Below are 16,803 nucleotides of genomic sequence, written 5' to 3'. Positions count from 1 at the left end.
GCATACACGCCGCTCACGCTCAGACACACAGGAGCCAACAGAAATGAAGCTTTGGATCACTCGCGCCGCCCGCACGCTGGCGCTCTTTTCGGTGCTCGGCGCCGGCGTCGCGCACGCCCAGCAGAGCGCCATCTGCTACAACTGTCCGCCGGAATGGGCCGACTGGGCCGGTCAGGTCAGGGCCATCGCGCAGGATACCGGCATTCGCGTGCCGCTCGACAACAAGAACTCGGGCCAGGCCGTCGCCCAGTTGATCGCCGAACAGAAGGCGCCGGTTGCCGACATCGTCTATCTGGGCATCACGTCGGCCATCGAAGCGGCGAAGAAGGGGCTGCTCGCGCCGTATAAGCCCGCGAACTGGGACCAGGTGCCGGCCAGCATGAAGGATCCGAACGGCATGTGGACGACGATTCACTCGGGCACGGTCGGTTTCTTCGTCAATCGCGACGCGCTCGAAGGCAAGCCGGTGCCGCGCTCGTGGGCCGATCTGCTCAAGCCGGAATATCGCGGCATGGTGGGCTATCTCGACCCGAGCAGCGCCTTCGCCGGCTATGCGGCCGCGATCGCCGCGAACCAGGCGCTCGGCGGCACGATGGACAACTTCGCGCCGGCGATCGGCTTCTTCCAGAAGCTCAAGGCCAACGCGCCGATCGTGCCGAAGCAGACCGCATACGCCCGTGTGCTCTCGGGCGAGATCCCCATCCTGATCGACTTCGATTTCAACGCCTATCGCGCCATCTACAAGGACCGCGCCAACGTGCAGTTCGTGATTCCGATGGAAGGTTCGGTGTCGCTGCCATACGTGATCGCGCTCGTGAAGAACGCGCCGCACGCCGAGAACGGCAAGAAAGTGATCGACTACACGCTCTCCGACAAGGGCCAGGCGCATTGGGCGCAGGCGTTCCTGCGTCCGGTGCGGGCGAGCACGATGCCGGCCGACGTGGCGGCGAAGTTCCTGCCGGCGACCGACTACGCGCGCGTGAAGCCCGTGGATCTGCAGAAGCTCGCGGCGCAGCAGGACGCGTTCGGCCAGCAGTATCTGAAGAACGTCCGCTAACGAGCGCGCGCTCACGGCGAAAGGCCAACGAGGAAGAGGAGCAAAGCAAGCGATGCGTGATCTGACTTTGCCGCGCGGCTGGCGCGTGGCACTTCTGCTACCCGCACTGGCGGTCTTTCTGGCGTTCTGGCTGTTGCCGATGGCCGCATTGGTGCAGGTCAGCGGCGACGGTCACGCGCTCGAGACCTACCGCGCGATCCTCACCAACGCGCGCTATCTCGACAGCCTGTGGCAGACCGTGGTGCTCTCCGCACTGGTCACGCTTGCCACCCTGGCGTTGTCGCTCGTGGCGGGCCTCTTCCTCACCCGCCATGACTTCCCCGGCAAATCGGCGCTCGTGTCGATGCTCACGCTGCCCCTGGCGTTTCCGGGCGTGGTGGTCGGCTTCATGGTCATCATGCTCGCGGGGCGCCAGGGTCTCATCGGCGATCTGACGGCAAGGCTGTTCGGCGAGAAGCTGGTGTTCGCGTATTCGCTCGCGGGCCTCTTTCTCGGTTACCTGTATTTCTCGATTCCGCGCGTGATCCTCGCCGTGATGGCCGCGGCGGAATCGCTCGACCATTCCCTCACGGAAGCGGCCGCGTCGCTCGGCGCGGGACCGTTCGCCATTGCGCGCGACGTCACGCTGCCGGCGCTCGCCCCAGCGCTGATCGCCTCGGGCGCGATGTGCTTCGCCACCTCGGTCGGCGCGTTCGGCACGGCCTTCACGCTGGCCACGGACATCGACGTGCTGCCCATGACGATCTACACCGAATTCACGCTCAACGCGAACGTCGCCACGGCGGCGGCGCTCTCGGTCATTCTGGGCATCGTCACGTGGGCGGTGCTCATGCTCGCCCGCAACTTCACCGGTCAGACGGTGGCGGCAGGAGGCTGATCGGCATGCTCAAGAAAACGCTCTTTGCGCTGCAGCTGCTGCTCACGCTGCTCATGTGCGCGTTCCTGCTCGTGCCCGTGGCCATGTCGATTCTCGCGGGCCTGTCGGTGAATTATTTCCGGGGCCCGTCCGCCGGACTTACGCTCAGGTGGGTGATCCAGGTCTGGCAGGACTATCACGAGGCCATTCTGAATTCGCTGTATGTCGGTGCGGCCACGCTCGTGCTCGTCACGCTGCTCGGCGTGCCGGCCGGTTATGTGCTGGCGCGCTGGCAAAGCCGTCTCGCGCGCTGGATCGAGGAATTGCTCACGCTGCCCATTGCGTTGCCCGGGCTCGCCAGCGCGCTTGCGTTGATCAGCGTGTATGGCGGCATGCGCGGGTTTCGCGAGAGCCTCGCTTTCATCATCGCGGGACACGTGATCTTCACGCTGCCGTTCATGGTGCGCGCCGTGGCCGCCGCCTGCGCCGACTCGCGCATCAAGCTGATGGAGGAAGGCGCGGCCAGCCTCGGCGCGAGCTTTCTGCGCCGCTTCACGACCGTGGTGCTGCCCAACATCCGCAGCGAGATCGTGGCGGCTGCGCTTATCGTGGTGACGCTCTCGCTCGGCGAGTTCAACCTCACGTGGATGCTGCACACGCCGGATACGAAAACGTTGCCGGTGGGACTGGCCGACGCCTACGCGTCGCTGCGCCTGGAGATCGGCAGCGCCTATACGGCGGTGTTCTTCGTGCTGATCGTGCCGCTGCTCATCGTCATGCAGATGACGGCCCGGCGCGCCAAGGTCCGCAACGCGCGCGGGCGCGCCTGAGCGGGCCCGCCCGCCACCGAATGCAAGGAGTGACGATGAAACTGACTTCCATCCCGATTCATCTCGAACGCTGTGCCAAGACGTTTCATGGCAACACCGTGCTGCAGCCGCTCGATCTGACGATCGGCGCGGGCGAGACGCTGGTGCTGCTCGGCCCGTCGGGGTGCGGCAAGACCACCACGCTGCGCATGATCGCCGGCCTGGAGCGGCCCGACGCCGGCGGGCGCGTGCGCTTCGGCGACGAGGACGTGACGCGGCTGCCCATCGAAAAACGCCGCGTGGGCATGGTCTTCCAGAACTACGCGCTGTTTCCCAACTTCACCGTGCGCGGCAATGTGGCGTATGGCCTGAAGCTGCGCGGACTGCCGTCGGCGCAGATCGGCAAGCGGGTCGACGAACTGCTCGACCTCGTGCATCTCACGCCCTACGCCGATCGCGCCATCGCGCAGCTCTCGGGCGGCCAGAAGCAGCGTGTGGCGCTCGCGCGTGCGCTGGCGCCCGAGCCGCGCGTGCTGCTGCTCGACGAGCCGCTCACCGCGCTCGACGCCAAGCTGCGCGAGACGGTGCGCGCCGACATGGACCGCCTGCTGCGCGGCCTTGGCGTGACCACGGTATACGTCACGCACGACCAGGACGAGGCGATGGCGCTGGGCGATCGCATCGTGGTGATGAGCGCCGGGCGCATCGAGCAGATCGGCGCGCCGCGCGACATCTATTACCAGCCGGCCACGCGCCACGTGGCGAACTTCGTCGGCACGCTCAATCGTCTGGCGGGCGTGTGGCGCGAGGGGCATTTTCATCTGGAGGGCGGACGGCTTTCCTGCCCCGACATGCGTCCCGGCGTGGAGGAGCTGTATTTCCGCCCCGAGGACGCCGTTGTCGTGTCCGCCGACGAGGCTTCGCTCTCGGGGCGCGTCGAGGCCGTGCAGTTCCTCGGCGAGCGCACGCGGCTCACGCTGAGCGGCGTGTCCGCGGCCGGCACGGTGCTCGTCGAGATTCCCAGCCGTCGCGAGTGCCGCGTCGGCGACCGGGTGGGCCTGTCGCTGCCCGCCGCTCACGTTTTTTCGCTTCACGGATAACCGCTCATGCTGTTCGCGCAAATCAGCGACCTTCACATCAAACGGCCCGGCAAGCTGGCCTATCGGCGCGTGGATACCGCCGCCTATCTCGAGCGCTGCGTGGCGCGCCTGAACACGCTCTTGCCGCGCCCCGACTTCGTGGTGCTCACCGGCGACCTCGTCGACTTCGGCGCGCGCGAGGAGTACGAGCATCTGCGTTGCCTGCTCGCCCCGCTGCAAATCCCGTACTACCTGGTCATCGGCAATCACGACGGGCGCGACGCGCTGCGCGAAGCGTTTCCCGAGCACACGTACCTCGGCCGGCCCGGCGAGTTCGTGCAGTACACGGCGATGTTCGGGCCGCTGCGGCTCGTGGCGCTCGATACGCAGGACCCGCCCAAGGGCGGCGGCAAGTTGTGCGACGAACGCCTGCAGTGGCTCGACGCAACGCTCGCGAGCGATACGGCAACGCCCACGGTGATCGCCATGCACCACCCGCCGTTCGCGTGCGGCATCGAACACATGGACGTTCAGGCGCTCGATGCGGGCGACGCCGCGAAGCTGGCCGCGCTCGTGCGCCGTTACGGCAACGTCGAGCGGCTGATTTGCGGCCACGTGCATCGGCCGATCCATACGCGTTTTGCCGGAACCATCGCGAGCGTATGTCCTTCGCCCGCGCACCAGGTGGCGCTCGATCTGCGCGAGGGCGGACCCTCGGCCTGGGTGCTCGATCCGCCCGCGTTCCAGTTGCATCGGTTCACGCCGCAGACGGGGTTGGTCTCGCATCTGGCGTTCGTCGACGACGCCGGCGGCGCGCATCCGTTCTACGACCCTTCGGGCGCCCTGATCGACTGACGCGCACCACCGACCCGCGTCACGCAAGAACAAAGGCCCCGTTCTCATTTGGGGCCTTTGCCGTTGATGCGTCAGCGCGCTGGCGGTGAGCGTGCCTTACAGCAGGTGGTCGAGCGCGTCCGGGCCGAAGACTTCGCGATGCAGGCGCTCGGCGGGCACGCCGGCGTCGCGCAGCGCGCGCCATTGCGTCTGCATGAACGGCACGGGGCCGCACAGCAGGTAGTCGGCGTTGGCCGGCAGCGCGAGGCGCGAGATGTCCATCAGGCCGGCGAACGTGTAGTCGACGCCTTCGCGATCGGTCGGCAGCGGCGTCTCGAGGAAGGTCACCGTGCGCAGGTTCGGCAGCGCCTTCGCGGCGAACGCCAGATGGCGGCGCAATGCGAGGTGCGCCCCGTCGCGCGCGGCGTGGGCGAACACGATTTCACGGCGCGAGCCCTTGGCGGCCAGCGTGGCCACCATCGACATCATCGGCGTGACCCCCACGCCGGCGCTGAGCAGCACAAGCGGGTGAGCAGCGTCGAGCGTCGTGGTGAATTCGCCGTAGGGCGGGCTCACCATAATGCGCTCGCCGGCCTTCAGATGGGCGTGCAGCCAGTTCGAGACCTGACCGGCGGGCTTGGTCTCGCCGGCGTCTTCACGCTTGACGGTGATGCGCCAGTGCGGGGCGCCCGGCGCGTCCGAAAGGCTGTACTGGCGGCGCTGCTGCAGGCCATCGGGCAGCGTGACCGAGACGCTCACGTATTGGCCCGGCGCGAAGTCGCCCGGCGAGCCGCCCTCGGGGGTGCGCAGGTAGTACGACACGATGTGATCGGTCTCGCGGTCGACGTCGGCCACGACCAGCTCGCGCAATGTGCCCAGCGGCGCCCGGGTGCGCTCGGACAGACGCGCTTCGGCTGCGATCAACTCGCCGGCGAGCCGCCAGTAGGCTTCGTCCCAGGCGGCGATGAGTTCCGGCGTGGCGGCCTCGCCCAACACGTCCTTGATGGCGCCGAGCAGGTGGCGGCCGACGATCGGATAGTGCGCGGGCGTGATGCCGACCGAGACGTGCTTGTGCACGATGCGCTCGAGCACCGGCCCGAGCGCGGCGGCGTTGTCGATGTTCGCGGCGTAGGCGAACACGGCCGACGCAAGCGATTGCTGCTGGGCGCCGTTGGCCTGATTGCCCATATTGAAAAGGTGACGCAACTCCGGCTGCGCCTCGAACATGCTCGCGTAGAAGTGACGCGTGATCGCGAGACCATGTTCGCGCAGCACGGGCACGCTCGCGTCGATGTAGGGGCGGGAAGCGGCGGAAAGCATGGCAAGACTCCTGTGATATAAGATGCAAATAAAATGCATCTTTTATGGCGCGATTGTGGGTGACTGCACACGCATCGCGGCCCGGTCTCCGTAACCCGGACGATCTGCGATGCGCTGAGCGTCTGCCGCCACCCTGGCGCTCACGATGGAATCATCACCCGGAGCGGCAGCGTCAGCGGTGTCATTATAAGATGCAAATAAAATGCATGTTATAAGTCTGCGGCGGAATGTCGCAACGAATCGGCATCGACGGGCGCGCCGGCGCAGGAGAGTTCGGACACGGTACGGGCGGCCTGCTGCGCCGCGCCCCGATAAAGGGCCAGGCCGGCGCGCAGAAAGCGCACCATGTCCGAGGGCAGGCCGGCGAGCGCGGAGAAGCCGGCGGCGTTGACCTGTGTCGGATTGCCGCCGTAGCGCAGCGCCGTGTGGAGCATGTAGTCGGCGGGTGCCGACGCCCTGCCGTGACGCGGTGCGGCCGCCAGCAGATGCAGCAGCGTGTTGCCGTTCTGAAACGGCGTGTTGCTGTTGCGCGTGAGCGCCAGCAGCACCTCGGCCGCACCGCAAAAGCCGTGGTGCGTGAGCCATAGCACGGGCGGCATGCCGTCCGGATGGCGCTGCGTGAGGTCCACGCCGTTCGCACGCAGCGAAATGGCCGCCGCGAAAAGCGAGGCGTGCGGCAGTAGCGGGTCCCATCCCAGCGAGTAGAGTCGCCGCGCTTCGTCGGCCATCGCGGCGGTGACGTGCGACACGTTCGTGTGGCGAACGTCTTGCTCGCGCGCGATCGTGAGCCGGGCGATTTCTCTCGCGTTGATCAGCAACTTTTGCACCGCGTCGGCATAGACGCGCAGGCTTTGCCGCAGCAGCGAGAACGCCGTGCGATCCTCAGCGTTCGGCAAATGCGGATTGCCGCCATAGCGAAGGGCCACCGTGAACATGACGAATGCGCAGTACGCGCGCCGCGAGGTGCGTGCCGTGGCGGCGAAGTAATGCATGAGCGTATTGCCGTTGCGGTCGGGCGCATTGCTGCTCACGCCGAGCGAGAGCAGCACTTCGGCCGCGCCGCACATGCCGTTGAGCGCAAGCAGCACGGCCGGCGGCGAGCCGCTGTTGCTGCGATGAGTGAGGCTCGCACCGTGGTTCCTGAGCGCGAGGGCGAGCGCGTAGAGGCTGTCGTGCGGCACGAGCAGATCGAGGTCGCGCCGTTTGATGCGCAGAGCCTGCGCCGCCAGGGCCGTCGTGAGCAGTGAGACACCATGGTGGCTCGTCTGGTTGACGTCGCTGCCAAACCCCAGCAGCTTCGGCAACCATTCAGGCGCCACCCGGCTGCACAGGTGCGATAGCGGGAGATGCGCGTCGCCTGGTTGGTCCGAGGCGGGTACGTCGTTCGTCGTGTCGCGGCCGCAGGCCACGAGTACGCGCAGCGCGGTCGCGAATCGCTCGCGGTTCGCGTCGAGACTCTCGGTGTCGTCGCCGGCGTGGTGAGCGTGGTGGACGCTGCAGGAACTGCCGCCGGGGCGCGTACCGTGGCGACTGTCGCGATGACTGCCGAGGCCGCCGGTGCTGGCCAATGCTCCGTCGGTCGCGAGAATCGGGTCGACGAACACGTCGCGATAGGCGCTCGGCGCCGCCGCGAAGCGCAGCCACAGCAGCAGCCCTTCGTCGCTGAGCAGCGCACGCGCGTTCTCGGGCGAGAGGCCGTACCGACGCGAGGGTGCGATGAAGATACCGGCGTCTGCCAGCTGATCGATGGTGCGGCGGGGCTCCGGCGTACACAGCAGCGCGGTGAAGTGGCGCAGCATCCTTTCCACGTCGCCGGTGTTCGCAACCCGGCAGGCGTCGCGCAGCTCGCGTGCCGCAACCGTGTCCGTGTTCGCCAGCGTGCGCCGCAGCACATGCGACGAGAACAGGTTGGCGCGCCGGGCACGGAGCAGGTAGTCGAGGGACATTTCCGAAAGAATGTTCGACGGGTTCGGCGGGGCATCGGTTGGCGTGCGCGCGTCTTCGAGCGGGCGGGATGCTTCAGAGGAAATCGGGTGTGTACCGCTGGAAGGCAGGGAGGCGGAGTAGGGCATTGGGCGATCCGTGAAGCGCAGAGCCGGCAGGTTTGTGAAGGCGCGGGGCAATGCGCGCAGAGGAGGGGCAGCGGACAATCAGGGCAATCGAGCGTCCTGGCTCTCGCGGGCCGCCCCGGCGGGCGGGTGCGGCCCACAAGCGCGCGAGCCAGGGCGTCCCCTTGGTCGGGTGCATGCCGATCCGCTCGGCGGCGAGAACGGGATCCGAGGTGTATCGGGCATGGGCGTCGAGGTTCGCACAGGAGTCGAAAAGGGGCATGGTCGGGCAGCCGCCGCACTTCCGTTTTCGGATTCGCCCGGCCAGGTTCTCCGACGGGACATGTCGATGGCGTGCCTCACCGATTTACAATGCCGGATTGACGATTCATTCCGATGCTCACGCATGACGCACAAGACGCCTCCCGCCGCCGGGCTCGCCGCTATCCCCGCTATCCCCGCTATAGCGGATAACGATGCCGTGATCGCCGCGACTCGCCATTGGCTCACGCGCGCCGTGATCGGGCTCAATCTCTGCCCGTTCGCGAAGGCAGTGCACGTGAAGGATCAGATTCGCTACGTAGTGAGCGCGGCGACGGACATGGAAGGGGCGATGATGGATCTGGAGCGCGAGCTGCAGGCGCTCGTGGAGGCGGACCCGGAAGTCGTCGATACGACGCTCCTGATTCTCCCGTCGGCACTGCTCGACTTTCACGAATACAACGACGCGCTGTTCTTCGCGGATCGCCTGCTCAGACAAATGGGCCTTCAGGGCGTACTGCAGATCGCGAGCTTCCATCCGGACTATCAGTTCGAGGGCACGGCGCCAGAGGATGTCGAGAACTACACGAACCGTTCGCCGTACCCGATCTTGCACGTGCTGCGCGAGGCGAGCATCGACCGCGCCGTGGACGCCTTTCCCGAAGCCGAGACAATCTATGAGCGCAACGAGGCGCTCATGCGCAGGATGGGAGCTGCCGGCTATCACGACTGGATGGCGCAGCCGGCCGAAGACGAGGATGGGGCCAACGACAACGATAGCCACGCAAAGGAGAAAAATCTGACGAAGAAGTAGCCCTTGCGGACAAATACGGGTATCGTTGTGAGAGGTCAGTTAGGGGCGAGTTTCCGGCTTGAGCATTGGTTGCCCACCGACTTGCTGTACAAGCCGCATATCTACCCGAGGGTGTGGACGGCAATAGCTGGAACAGTCGGGCTGATACCGGGAATTCGAAATCAAATTGGCCGCCTGTCCGAGTACTGCGCTGATTGGCATTCAGGTGGATGCGGGGCAGTTTAATAGCATATCCCCACTCGGTCGGCCGATTTCAAAGGTCGGATCTTCGAGTGCTCTCGAACTGTAGCCTTGAAACGCGGGCCTACGTGGCACGTGGGACGGCACGTTTAAATCCGCATGGTTCGACATGACCTGGCCTCGGTCTTCTACGACCTCATGCTGCTTCGTGCTATGGTTTCGGCCACCGCATCAATGCGGCTCAGGTGGATAAATGGTCGCTCTATCAGATGGCCCAGTATTGCGACGAACTAGTCAGTCGTACTCGACAAGATTGAAAAGATCGCGGTCGGCGACGCCTTGACCGTCATGCAAGCGGCACCTGTCAAATGCGGGCCGTTCGGTTAGTGGACGACAATTCCGCCACGGTTGCGGCGAACTGAATCGAGGCTGTGCAGCCATCCACCTGTGTTAAGCGCGTTGGCGTGTCTCGGAACAAGCTCTTCAGCACGAGCATATCGGACTTCGCGTGCGATGTGATTCGCGCACCTGAAATATCTCGGAGTCAAAAATGCGGAAGTTTTACGGCCAATTCGAACCGCCGGTGGATAGGTTTATCTCTGAAAGGTACTTTCCTGAAGACGGAATCCGCGGCGTGTTCGTCGAGTGCGGTGCCTATGATGGCCTGACGGAGTGCTCTTGCAAGTTTTTTGAGGAGTCTATGGGGTGGACCGGATATAACTTCGAGCCGGTTCCCTGGATTTTCGACAAGCTGTCCATTAATCGCCCTCTATCGAAGAACTTGAACTTCGCGCTGTCCAACGTCGATGGTGAAGCGAATTTTAAGGCAGTTGATCACCCGCAATTTGGTAGGAACTGTACCAATGGATCGCTTACACATACCAGCGAACATACAAAATGGCTGGAAGAAGAGGGGTGCGCCTTTGTCGATGTAACCGTCAAGCTGCGCACGTGGCGTGATTTTGTTGTGCAAGAGAATGTCGCGCACGTCGACTTGCTTGTCCTCGATGTTGAGGGACACGAACTGTCTGTCATCGATGGCATGAAAGGTAGTTCGGTGCTTCCTGACGTAATCTGCATCGAGGTCGGCCATCTTAAGTTCGATGAAATTCGTCAACGACTAGCTTCCTTCGGTTACGTCTACGATATTTCGTCGCATGTGAATGCTTTTTTCGTGAAAGCAGATCGTCTGGCCCTGTTCGCTCACCGCCGTGCGCGGGCGCGCCTTTGTCGATGTAACCGTCAAGCTGCGCACGTGGCGTGATTTTGTTGTGCAAGAGAATGTCGCGCACGTCGACTTGCTTGTCCTCGATGTTGAGGGACACGAACTGTCTGTCATCGATGGCATGAAAGGTAGTTCGGTGCTTCCTGACGTAATCTGCATCGAGGTCGGCCATCTTAAGTTCGATGAAATTCGTCAACGACTAGCTTCCTTCGGTTACGTCTACGATATTTCGTCGCATGTGAATGCTTTTTTCGTGAAAGCAGATCGTCTGGCCCTGTTCGCTCACCGCCGTGCGCGGGCTGCCGACGTAGTTGCGAGGCCAGACGTGGACGTGGCCATGGTCGAATTGATCGACGTGGTGCAGCATCGATTGGTGTTCCGTGAGTCGGAATGCGAGCGATTACAGGAGGAGGTCAATTCACTTCGAGGGCATGTATCCAGCTTGAACGGCCTTCTTCATGAAATCACCCAATCAAAAGCGTGGAAGTTCGTGGAGTTCGTTCGAAAGTTTAGGCGCGCCTAATGCATGCTACGACGACGTCTACGGCGACCGGCTAGACGCAAGCTTGATCGACCAGGCGAGGTCATTCGTGATGTTGCCTAGCGCCGGTATGCTTTCGGTGGGACCGGGCACAAGGATTTCCGAATGACACGATGTCGCCGCGCATGCGCGTGCCTATATTACGCAACTGCTTAATATCACAGTGCCCGGACCGACAGATTAGCCCGAACGAAAAAATGCACGGCTTCGATCCGTGCGCGAGCGCACGTACGGTGCGTTGAGTAATGCAAAATCCCATAACGCAGCGCAGCAAATCGACGTGAAATGATGTGGTAAATTACATTGCACGAGGAGGAAATGACCACCGCAATGAATCAAACTCGCTTGTGGTTTCTCCAGGCCGCACGGGGAATTGCGTGTCTTTTCATAGTCTATGTCCATTGGATCTGGGCTATACGAGATCCAAATAGTGGCGCGCAATTCGTTCATCTTCTGCCTATGAGCGACTATATCCCCTCGACATTTCCCGATCACGTTATTGATTTTTTCGCCCGATTTGTTCAGTTCGATTTCCGGGAAGTGTATTTCGGTCTCGGCCTCTTCTTTCTGATCAGCGGATACGTGATCCCCCTCTCGATGGGGAAAGGATCGCAGGTTGAGTACCTATTGCGCCGCATATTCCGAATCTATCCGGTCGTCGTCGCATGCACGCTCATCGCGTTTTTTGCCGTGGCGATGGATCGCTGGGTATCGGGTGCTTCGAGCTATCTTCCCATCGATGGCCCGACACTTTGGGCAAATATCCTGCTGATCCGCGACTTCAAGCAATACCAGTTCATGGATCCGTCGCTGTGGACGCTGGAAGTCGAAATGCACTTCTACGTGATCTGTTTCTTCATTGGCTTCCGTGGCGCCTACAAATCGGCGACTGTGCTGCTCTCGATCGCAGGTGCATTCTGCCTGATGAGTTTCTACTCCGCGGCGCCGGCGCTCGCAAATACGTTCCCTGGCGTGGTAGTGGATGTGCTCGGGAACAACGGCGCGTTCATCACATTGATGCTTGTGGGCACCGCGCTCTTTAACCGGTCGTTCAATGGCTGGTCGCTTCGAAAGACGGCTCTAGTGATTGCGGCGCTGCTTTTCGCGAACAAGTTCTGTTTGTCGACGCACCGCTTCTATGCTGGCGATACCGGCCTCTATATGTACTCGAACCATATAGTCGCAATCCTATTCTTCATGGCACTGCTGCTCGCTGGCCCTCGGCTCCCATATGTGCGCTGGCTCGACCGATTGGCGAACGTCTCCTACCCGCTGTATCTCCTGCATGGCGCGGCGGCATACGCAGTGTTCTTTACAGCGTTCCGCTTGACGGGATCGACTGTTGTCGCTGGCATTGTTGCTGCCGTTTCAGTTGTGATCGCGACGTGGTTCGTTCACGTATATGTCGAGAACGTAGGAATCGCCATTGGAAAGAAGCTGAGACGCCAGATCCCGACGCCGCAACCACCCACCCCCTGACGTCGTTGGTTAGCCGTTGGTAACGTGTCGACGTAGTTGGTACTGTTGCATTACGGCGTGCCGCTGTTGCACATGACTGGTCCGGTTGTGCGCTCGCCCGAGCGAAAGTCGCACTTTGTGAGCCAACTGCGCCTCAGCGTGATCAACATTCTCCTGGAGCACTTCATCCTGTATCGTGCGCGCCATCGCGCGAAAGCCCGTGGCCCGTCATGAGCGGGGGGGGGGGCTTGGTTATGCCCCCAAAAATGCCCCAGATAATTCGAGAATAGGGGGCAACTCATGGTACCTCGTAAGAAAACAAAAAACCCGCAAAGCGAGCGCTTATGCGGGTTTTCAGGACTTCGCGAGATCCAGCGAACCAAGTCGCTGGTGCCGGAGAGAGGAATCGAACCCCCGACCTTCTCATTACGAATGAGCTGCTCTACCGACTGAGCTACTCCGGCGCTGCGAAGAAGTGAGATAATAGCAGACTTTCTGGGTTTGTCACTACTTTTTTCAAAGATTTTTTGCTGTCTCTGCGTGAGTCACGCGTAAATCCTTGAAATTACGGAATTCCTGCGCTTCGTCGCCGCGAAGAAATTTGGCGTCGTAGGCCATTCTCGCGACGACGACGCATCGAGCATTGCGCCGAGTTACTTCGCGCCGGCTTCGTGGTGATAGCCGGTCACGCGCTCGACTTCGTTCTTCGAGCCGAGGAACACCGCGACGCGCTCGTGCAGCTTCTGCGGCTGGATCTCCAGGATGCGCTGCACGCCGTTGGTCGCCGCGCCACCCGCCTGCTCCACCAGGAAGCTCATCGGGTTCGCTTCATACATGATGCGCAGCTTGCCGGGCTTGTCCGGATCGCGCTTGTCGGCCGGGTACATGAACACACCGCCGCGCGTAAGAATGCGATGCACGTCGGCCACCATCGAGGCGATCCAGCGCATGTTGAAGTCCTTGCCGCGCACGCCTTCCTTGCCCTGCAGCAACTCCGAGATATAACGCTGCACCGGCGGATACCAATGGCGCTCGTTCGACATGTTGATGGCGAACTCCTTGGTGTCTTCCGGAATGCGCATGTTCTCCTGCGTGAGCACCCACGAACCCATCTCGCGATCGAGCGTGAAGCAGTTCACGCCGTGGCCGGTCGTGAGCACCAGCACCGTTTGCGGGCCGTACACGGCGTAGCCGGCGGCAACCTGTTGCGTGCCCGGCTGCAGGAAGTCCTGCTCGGTCGGATCGGTCACGCCGTCCGGGCAGCGCAGCACCGAGAAGATCGTGCCGATCGAGACGTTGACGTCGATGTTCGACGAGCCGTCGAGCGGGTCGAACATCAGGAGATATTCGCCCTGCGGATAGCGGTTGGGAATGTGGAAAACGCCTTCCATTTCCTCGGAGGCCATTGCCGCGAGGTGACCGCCCCATTCGTTCGCCTCGAGCATGATCTCGTTGGAGATCACGTCGAGCTTCTTCTGCACTTCACCCTGCACGTTCTCGCTGCCCGCGCTGCCCAGCACGCCCCCAAGCGCCCCCTTGGACACGGCGTGGCTGATCGACTTGCACGCGCGTGCGACGACTTCGATCAGCAGGCGCAGCTCGGCAGGAATGTTGTTGAACTCCCGCTGCTGTTCGATGAGATATTGGGTAAGAGTCTTGCGCCGCATAGGGGCCTCCGCAAAAAGCAAAAAAGCGTTCGTATTTCGATACGGACGCAATTTTACTCGCAAAGACGCGCCGGCCCCCGCGAAAAGTGCGGGGGGGCGCGCAGCATGAGACGGAATGAGACGGAATGAGACGGAAGAGGCGCGCGTGGCTCGGACGCGCGCGAGCCGCCGATCAGTCGAGGCCGTCGAACAGGGCGTCGTCCGGGCCGATGTGTGACGGCGCACGCCATGCGGCGTCGCGCATGCTGTGCTGGACTTGCTTGTCCACGCCGAGCAGGATCGCGAAGATCGCCATGCGCACGGGAATCCCGTTGTCGGTCTGGCGGAAGATGGCCAGCCGCGGATCGTGATTGAGGTCGGTCGACAGATCATTTGCGCCCGGCCGGCTGTCGCGCGGCAGCGGGTGCATGATGATCGTGCGCGCATCGCAATACTGGTTGATCAGCGCTTCGTTAATCTGGAACTCCGGCGTATAGCCCTCGATGGCCTCGTCGGCGAAGCGCTCCTTCTGGATGCGCGTGGCGTAGACGACGTCCGCGCCGGTCAGATCGGCGAGCGAGTGGCTCTGCACGACCACGTGACCGTGCTGGGAAATCTGGTCGAGGATGTACGTCGGCATTTCCAGCGACGGCGGCGAGATCAGCGTGAACTTCAGGCCGCGATACAGCGCGAGCAGCTTGATGAGCGAGTGCACCGTGCGGCCGTAGCGCAGATCGCCCACCATCGCCACGTGCGCGCCGTCGACAAGCTTGCCCAGGCGCGAGAACTCGCGGCCGATGGTGTACAGATCGAGAATGGCCTGGCTCGGGTGCTCGCCCGGGCCGTCGCCGCCATTGATGACGGGGATGTTGGTCGCGCGCGCGAATTCGGCGACCGACCCCTTCTCGGGGTGGCGCACGACGAGCGCATCGACGTAGCCGCTCATCACGCGGCTCGTGTCATAGATGGATTCGCCCTTGGCCATGGACGAGAACGTGAAGCCGGTCGTGTCGCACACCGAGCCGCCGAGGCGGCAGAAGGCCGCGCCGAAGCTCACGCGGGTACGGGTGCTCGCTTCGAAGAACAGGTTGCCGAGCACCGCGCCTTCGAGCACGCGCGAGATCTTCTGGCGGCGTGCGATCGGCTGCATGATGTCGGCGACGTGGAACAGCTCCTCGAGCGAGTCGCGCGTGAACTGGTCCACGGAGATCAGATGCGGCTTGCCGTCGAGGCCGATGCGCTCACGCAGCGGTTTGTGTGCGCTTTGCGTAGATTCTGCGGACGGTGCCTCGCGGCCGAGAATTTCGCCGACGAATTTCTCCACGATGCTCGGCATCGTGCGATATTCGCTGGAGTCCTCGGGCAGCAGCCAGGTGTCGAGGGCGCGCCGGCGAACGCCGATGCGCTCGGCGAAGCTGTCGCGGGTCATGTTCAGGCGGCGCATCGCGTCGCGCAGGAAAGTCTGCTGTGCACTCATGGTCGGGTCGGCAGGGCTGTGTACGCGATGCGTATAATAGGCGTCGATTCGTCGTTTGTCCAGCAAAAGACGTGCCCCTCGCCGGGCCGCGCCAGCCGGGCGTTTCCGGCATTTCCGGTGTATTGCCGTACAGGTATGGAAAACCTTCTCCGCAAGCTCGATCTCACTTCTTTGCGTCTTTTCGTGGCCGTCTGCCAGGAGCGGAGCATGGCGCGCGCCGCCGAGCGCGAATTCATCGCACCGTCGGCGATCAGCCGGCGCATTGCCGACATCGAGGCCATCGTCGGGCTGCCGCTCATCCAGCGCCATCAGCGCGGCATTACCGTCACCCCGGTGGGCGAGACGGTGCGCCGTTATGCCGAACGCATACTGGGCACGATCGAGTCGCTGGGCGCGGAGCTTTCCCAGTTTCACGAAGGCGCGCGCGGCAGTGTGCGCATCGCGGCGAACCTGTCGGCCATCGTGCAGTTTCTGCCGGAAGATCTCGCCGCGTTCGGCCGCGTGTTCTCGGCGGTCGACGTCGAGCTCGACGAGCAGCACAGCAACGAGGTGCTCGCGCGCGTGGGCGAGCGCGCGGTGGACATCGGCATCTGCAATGCCGTGCCCGGGATCGAGGCGTTCACGATGGTGCCTTACCGGCGCGACCGGCTCGCGGTGATTCTGCCGGCCGCGCACCCGCTTGCCGCGCGCACGGGGGAAATTGCATTTTCCGCCTGCGTCGGCGAGACCCTCGTCGGCCTGCAGGGCAACAGCGCGCTCACGCAACTGCTGCATCAGCAGGCGAGCACGGTGGGGGCGTCGCTGCGCATCAAGATCCGCGTGTCGAGCCTCGACGCGCTGTGCCGCATGGCGCATGCGGGCCTGGGCATTGCCATTGCCCCGGAGCAGGTCGGCCAGCTGTATGTCGGCAAGCTCGACGTGGTCGTGCGCCCGCTCACCGATGAGTGGGCGCACCGTCAACTGTGGCTCGTGTACCCCGGGCAGGACCCGCTCAACGCCGCGGCCGCCACGCTGCTGAACTTCCTCGCCCAGAAGGCCTGAGCGCGAGCCGGCGCGCCGGCGGTGCACCTTTCCGGTCGCGCCCCCTCGCGCCCTCCGACCGCGCAGTCCGGCTTCGCAATCCGTCATGGCGACCTTGCCCATACGGCATGATGGCGCCGCACCGCCACGGCTATCCTTTCCCGCAAGGAGAGTCACT

At 63.5% G+C, this 16,803-nt stretch carries 14 protein-coding genes and 1 tRNA gene; 10 read left to right on the top strand and 5 right to left on the bottom strand.

Annotation, left to right across the window (positions count from 1 at the left end; all coding sequences use genetic code 11):
- Positions 1-43: 43 nt before the first annotated feature.
- From PNO31109_RS08820 to PNO31109_RS08800, 5 genes are read left to right on the top strand one after another with little or no spacing between them, the layout of a single operon-like run.
- The gene (locus tag PNO31109_RS08820) at positions 44-1,057 is read left to right on the top strand and encodes an extracellular solute-binding protein (RefSeq protein ID WP_150555234.1); all 1,014 of its coding nucleotides are present in this window, start codon (positions 44-46) and stop codon (positions 1,055-1,057) included.
- A gap of 52 nt (positions 1,058-1,109) precedes the next feature.
- Positions 1,110-1,934, top strand: coding sequence for an ABC transporter permease (locus PNO31109_RS08815; protein ID WP_150555233.1), 825 nt, complete (start codon positions 1,110-1,112; stop codon positions 1,932-1,934).
- Between the two features lie 5 nt (positions 1,935-1,939).
- Positions 1,940-2,743: an ABC transporter permease gene (locus tag PNO31109_RS08810; protein ID WP_150555232.1), complete on the top strand. Its 804-nt coding sequence runs from the start codon at positions 1,940-1,942 to the stop codon at positions 2,741-2,743.
- 35 nt (positions 2,744-2,778) lie between these two features.
- Positions 2,779-3,822 carry an ABC transporter ATP-binding protein gene (locus tag PNO31109_RS08805; protein WP_150555231.1) on the top strand — a complete coding sequence of 348 codons (1,044 nt, stop codon included), beginning with the start codon at positions 2,779-2,781 and terminating at the stop codon, positions 3,820-3,822.
- Between the two features lie 6 nt (positions 3,823-3,828).
- A complete protein-coding gene (locus PNO31109_RS08800; protein ID WP_150555230.1) occupies positions 3,829-4,656 on the top strand; it encodes a phosphodiesterase in 828 nt (275 codons plus the stop codon).
- 96 nt (positions 4,657-4,752) lie between these two features.
- Here the strand turns inward: PNO31109_RS08800 and PNO31109_RS08795 are convergent, their stop codons facing one another.
- Together PNO31109_RS08795 and PNO31109_RS08790 are read right to left on the bottom strand one after the other, a co-directional pair.
- Complete coding sequence (locus PNO31109_RS08795) at positions 4,753-5,955, bottom strand: globin domain-containing protein (RefSeq protein WP_150555229.1); 1,203 nt, start codon at positions 5,953-5,955, stop codon at positions 4,753-4,755.
- 209 nt (positions 5,956-6,164) lie between these two features.
- Positions 6,165-7,901, bottom strand: a complete 1,737-nt coding sequence (locus PNO31109_RS08790; RefSeq protein WP_150555228.1) for an ankyrin repeat domain-containing protein — start codon at positions 7,899-7,901, stop codon at positions 6,165-6,167.
- A 556-nt stretch (positions 7,902-8,457) separates the two neighbouring features.
- On the opposite strand from PNO31109_RS08790, the gene PNO31109_RS08785 reads away from it, so the two are divergent.
- The 4 genes from PNO31109_RS08785 to PNO31109_RS08770 all read left to right on the top strand — a co-directional run bounded on the left by PNO31109_RS08785 (position 8,458) and on the right by PNO31109_RS08770 (position 12,503).
- On the top strand, positions 8,458-9,078 hold the full coding sequence (locus tag PNO31109_RS08785; RefSeq protein WP_174966342.1) for a DUF1415 domain-containing protein: 621 nt from the start codon (positions 8,458-8,460) through the stop codon (positions 9,076-9,078).
- Positions 9,079-9,808: 730 nt separating this feature from the next.
- Positions 9,809-10,522 (top strand): FkbM family methyltransferase, encoded by a 714-nt coding sequence (locus PNO31109_RS08780; RefSeq protein ID WP_150555226.1) that lies wholly within the window; start codon positions 9,809-9,811, stop codon positions 10,520-10,522.
- Positions 10,523-10,529: 7 nt separating this feature from the next.
- Entirely contained in the window at positions 10,530-11,006 is a 477-nt protein-coding gene (locus tag PNO31109_RS08775) for an FkbM family methyltransferase (protein ID WP_244958149.1), read from the top strand.
- Between the two features lie 336 nt (positions 11,007-11,342).
- Entirely contained in the window at positions 11,343-12,503 is a 1,161-nt protein-coding gene (locus PNO31109_RS08770; protein WP_150555224.1) for an acyltransferase family protein, read from the top strand.
- 367 nt (positions 12,504-12,870) lie between these two features.
- Here the strand turns inward: PNO31109_RS08770 and PNO31109_RS08765 are convergent.
- From PNO31109_RS08765 to PNO31109_RS08755, 3 genes are all read right to left on the bottom strand, one after another.
- Positions 12,871-12,946 (bottom strand) — tRNA-Thr (locus PNO31109_RS08765).
- A 189-nt stretch (positions 12,947-13,135) separates the two neighbouring features.
- Positions 13,136-14,149 (bottom strand): class 1 fructose-bisphosphatase, encoded by a 1,014-nt coding sequence (locus PNO31109_RS08760; protein WP_150555223.1) that lies wholly within the window; start codon positions 14,147-14,149, stop codon positions 13,136-13,138.
- Between the two features lie 172 nt (positions 14,150-14,321).
- The gene (locus tag PNO31109_RS08755) at positions 14,322-15,605 is read right to left on the bottom strand and encodes an aspartate carbamoyltransferase (RefSeq protein WP_150555222.1); all 1,284 of its coding nucleotides are present in this window, start codon (positions 15,603-15,605) and stop codon (positions 14,322-14,324) included.
- A gap of 135 nt (positions 15,606-15,740) precedes the next feature.
- Between PNO31109_RS08755 and PNO31109_RS08750 the strand changes: the two genes are divergently transcribed.
- Positions 15,741-16,646: a LysR family transcriptional regulator gene (locus PNO31109_RS08750; RefSeq protein WP_150555221.1), complete on the top strand. Its 906-nt coding sequence runs from the start codon at positions 15,741-15,743 to the stop codon at positions 16,644-16,646.
- Positions 16,647-16,803 lie beyond the last annotated feature (157 nt).

It is taken from the genome of Pandoraea nosoerga, assembly GCF_902459585.1.
In the GTDB taxonomy this organism is placed as follows: domain Bacteria; phylum Pseudomonadota; class Gammaproteobacteria; order Burkholderiales; family Burkholderiaceae; genus Pandoraea; species Pandoraea nosoerga.
This window is presented reverse-complemented; position numbering and strand designations above follow the sequence as displayed.

Excerpts from the sequence above, each read along its gene's own strand:
- PNO31109_RS08820 (WP_150555234.1), top strand. The coding sequence starts at position 44 with ATGAAGCTTTGGATCACTCGCGCCGCCCGCACGCTGGCGCTCTTTTCG.
- PNO31109_RS08815 (WP_150555233.1), top strand. The coding sequence starts at position 1,110 with ATGCGTGATCTGACTTTGCCGCGCGGCTGGCGCGTGGCACTTCTGCTA.
- PNO31109_RS08810 (WP_150555232.1), top strand. The coding sequence starts at position 1,940 with ATGCTCAAGAAAACGCTCTTTGCGCTGCAGCTGCTGCTCACGCTGCTC.
- PNO31109_RS08805 (WP_150555231.1), top strand. The coding sequence starts at position 2,779 with ATGAAACTGACTTCCATCCCGATTCATCTCGAACGCTGTGCCAAGACG.
- PNO31109_RS08800 (WP_150555230.1), top strand. The coding sequence starts at position 3,829 with ATGCTGTTCGCGCAAATCAGCGACCTTCACATCAAACGGCCCGGCAAG.
- PNO31109_RS08795 (WP_150555229.1), bottom strand. The coding sequence starts at position 5,955 with ATGCTTTCCGCCGCTTCCCGCCCCTACATCGACGCGAGCGTGCCCGTG.
- PNO31109_RS08790 (WP_150555228.1), bottom strand. The coding sequence starts at position 7,901 with ATGTCCCTCGACTACCTGCTCCGTGCCCGGCGCGCCAACCTGTTCTCG.
- PNO31109_RS08780 (WP_150555226.1), top strand. The coding sequence starts at position 9,809 with ATGCGGAAGTTTTACGGCCAATTCGAACCGCCGGTGGATAGGTTTATC.
- PNO31109_RS08770 (WP_150555224.1), top strand. The coding sequence starts at position 11,343 with ATGACCACCGCAATGAATCAAACTCGCTTGTGGTTTCTCCAGGCCGCA.
- PNO31109_RS08760 (WP_150555223.1), bottom strand. The coding sequence starts at position 14,149 with ATGCGGCGCAAGACTCTTACCCAATATCTCATCGAACAGCAGCGGGAG.
- PNO31109_RS08755 (WP_150555222.1), bottom strand. The coding sequence starts at position 15,605 with ATGAGTGCACAGCAGACTTTCCTGCGCGACGCGATGCGCCGCCTGAAC.
- PNO31109_RS08750 (WP_150555221.1), top strand. The coding sequence starts at position 15,741 with ATGGAAAACCTTCTCCGCAAGCTCGATCTCACTTCTTTGCGTCTTTTC.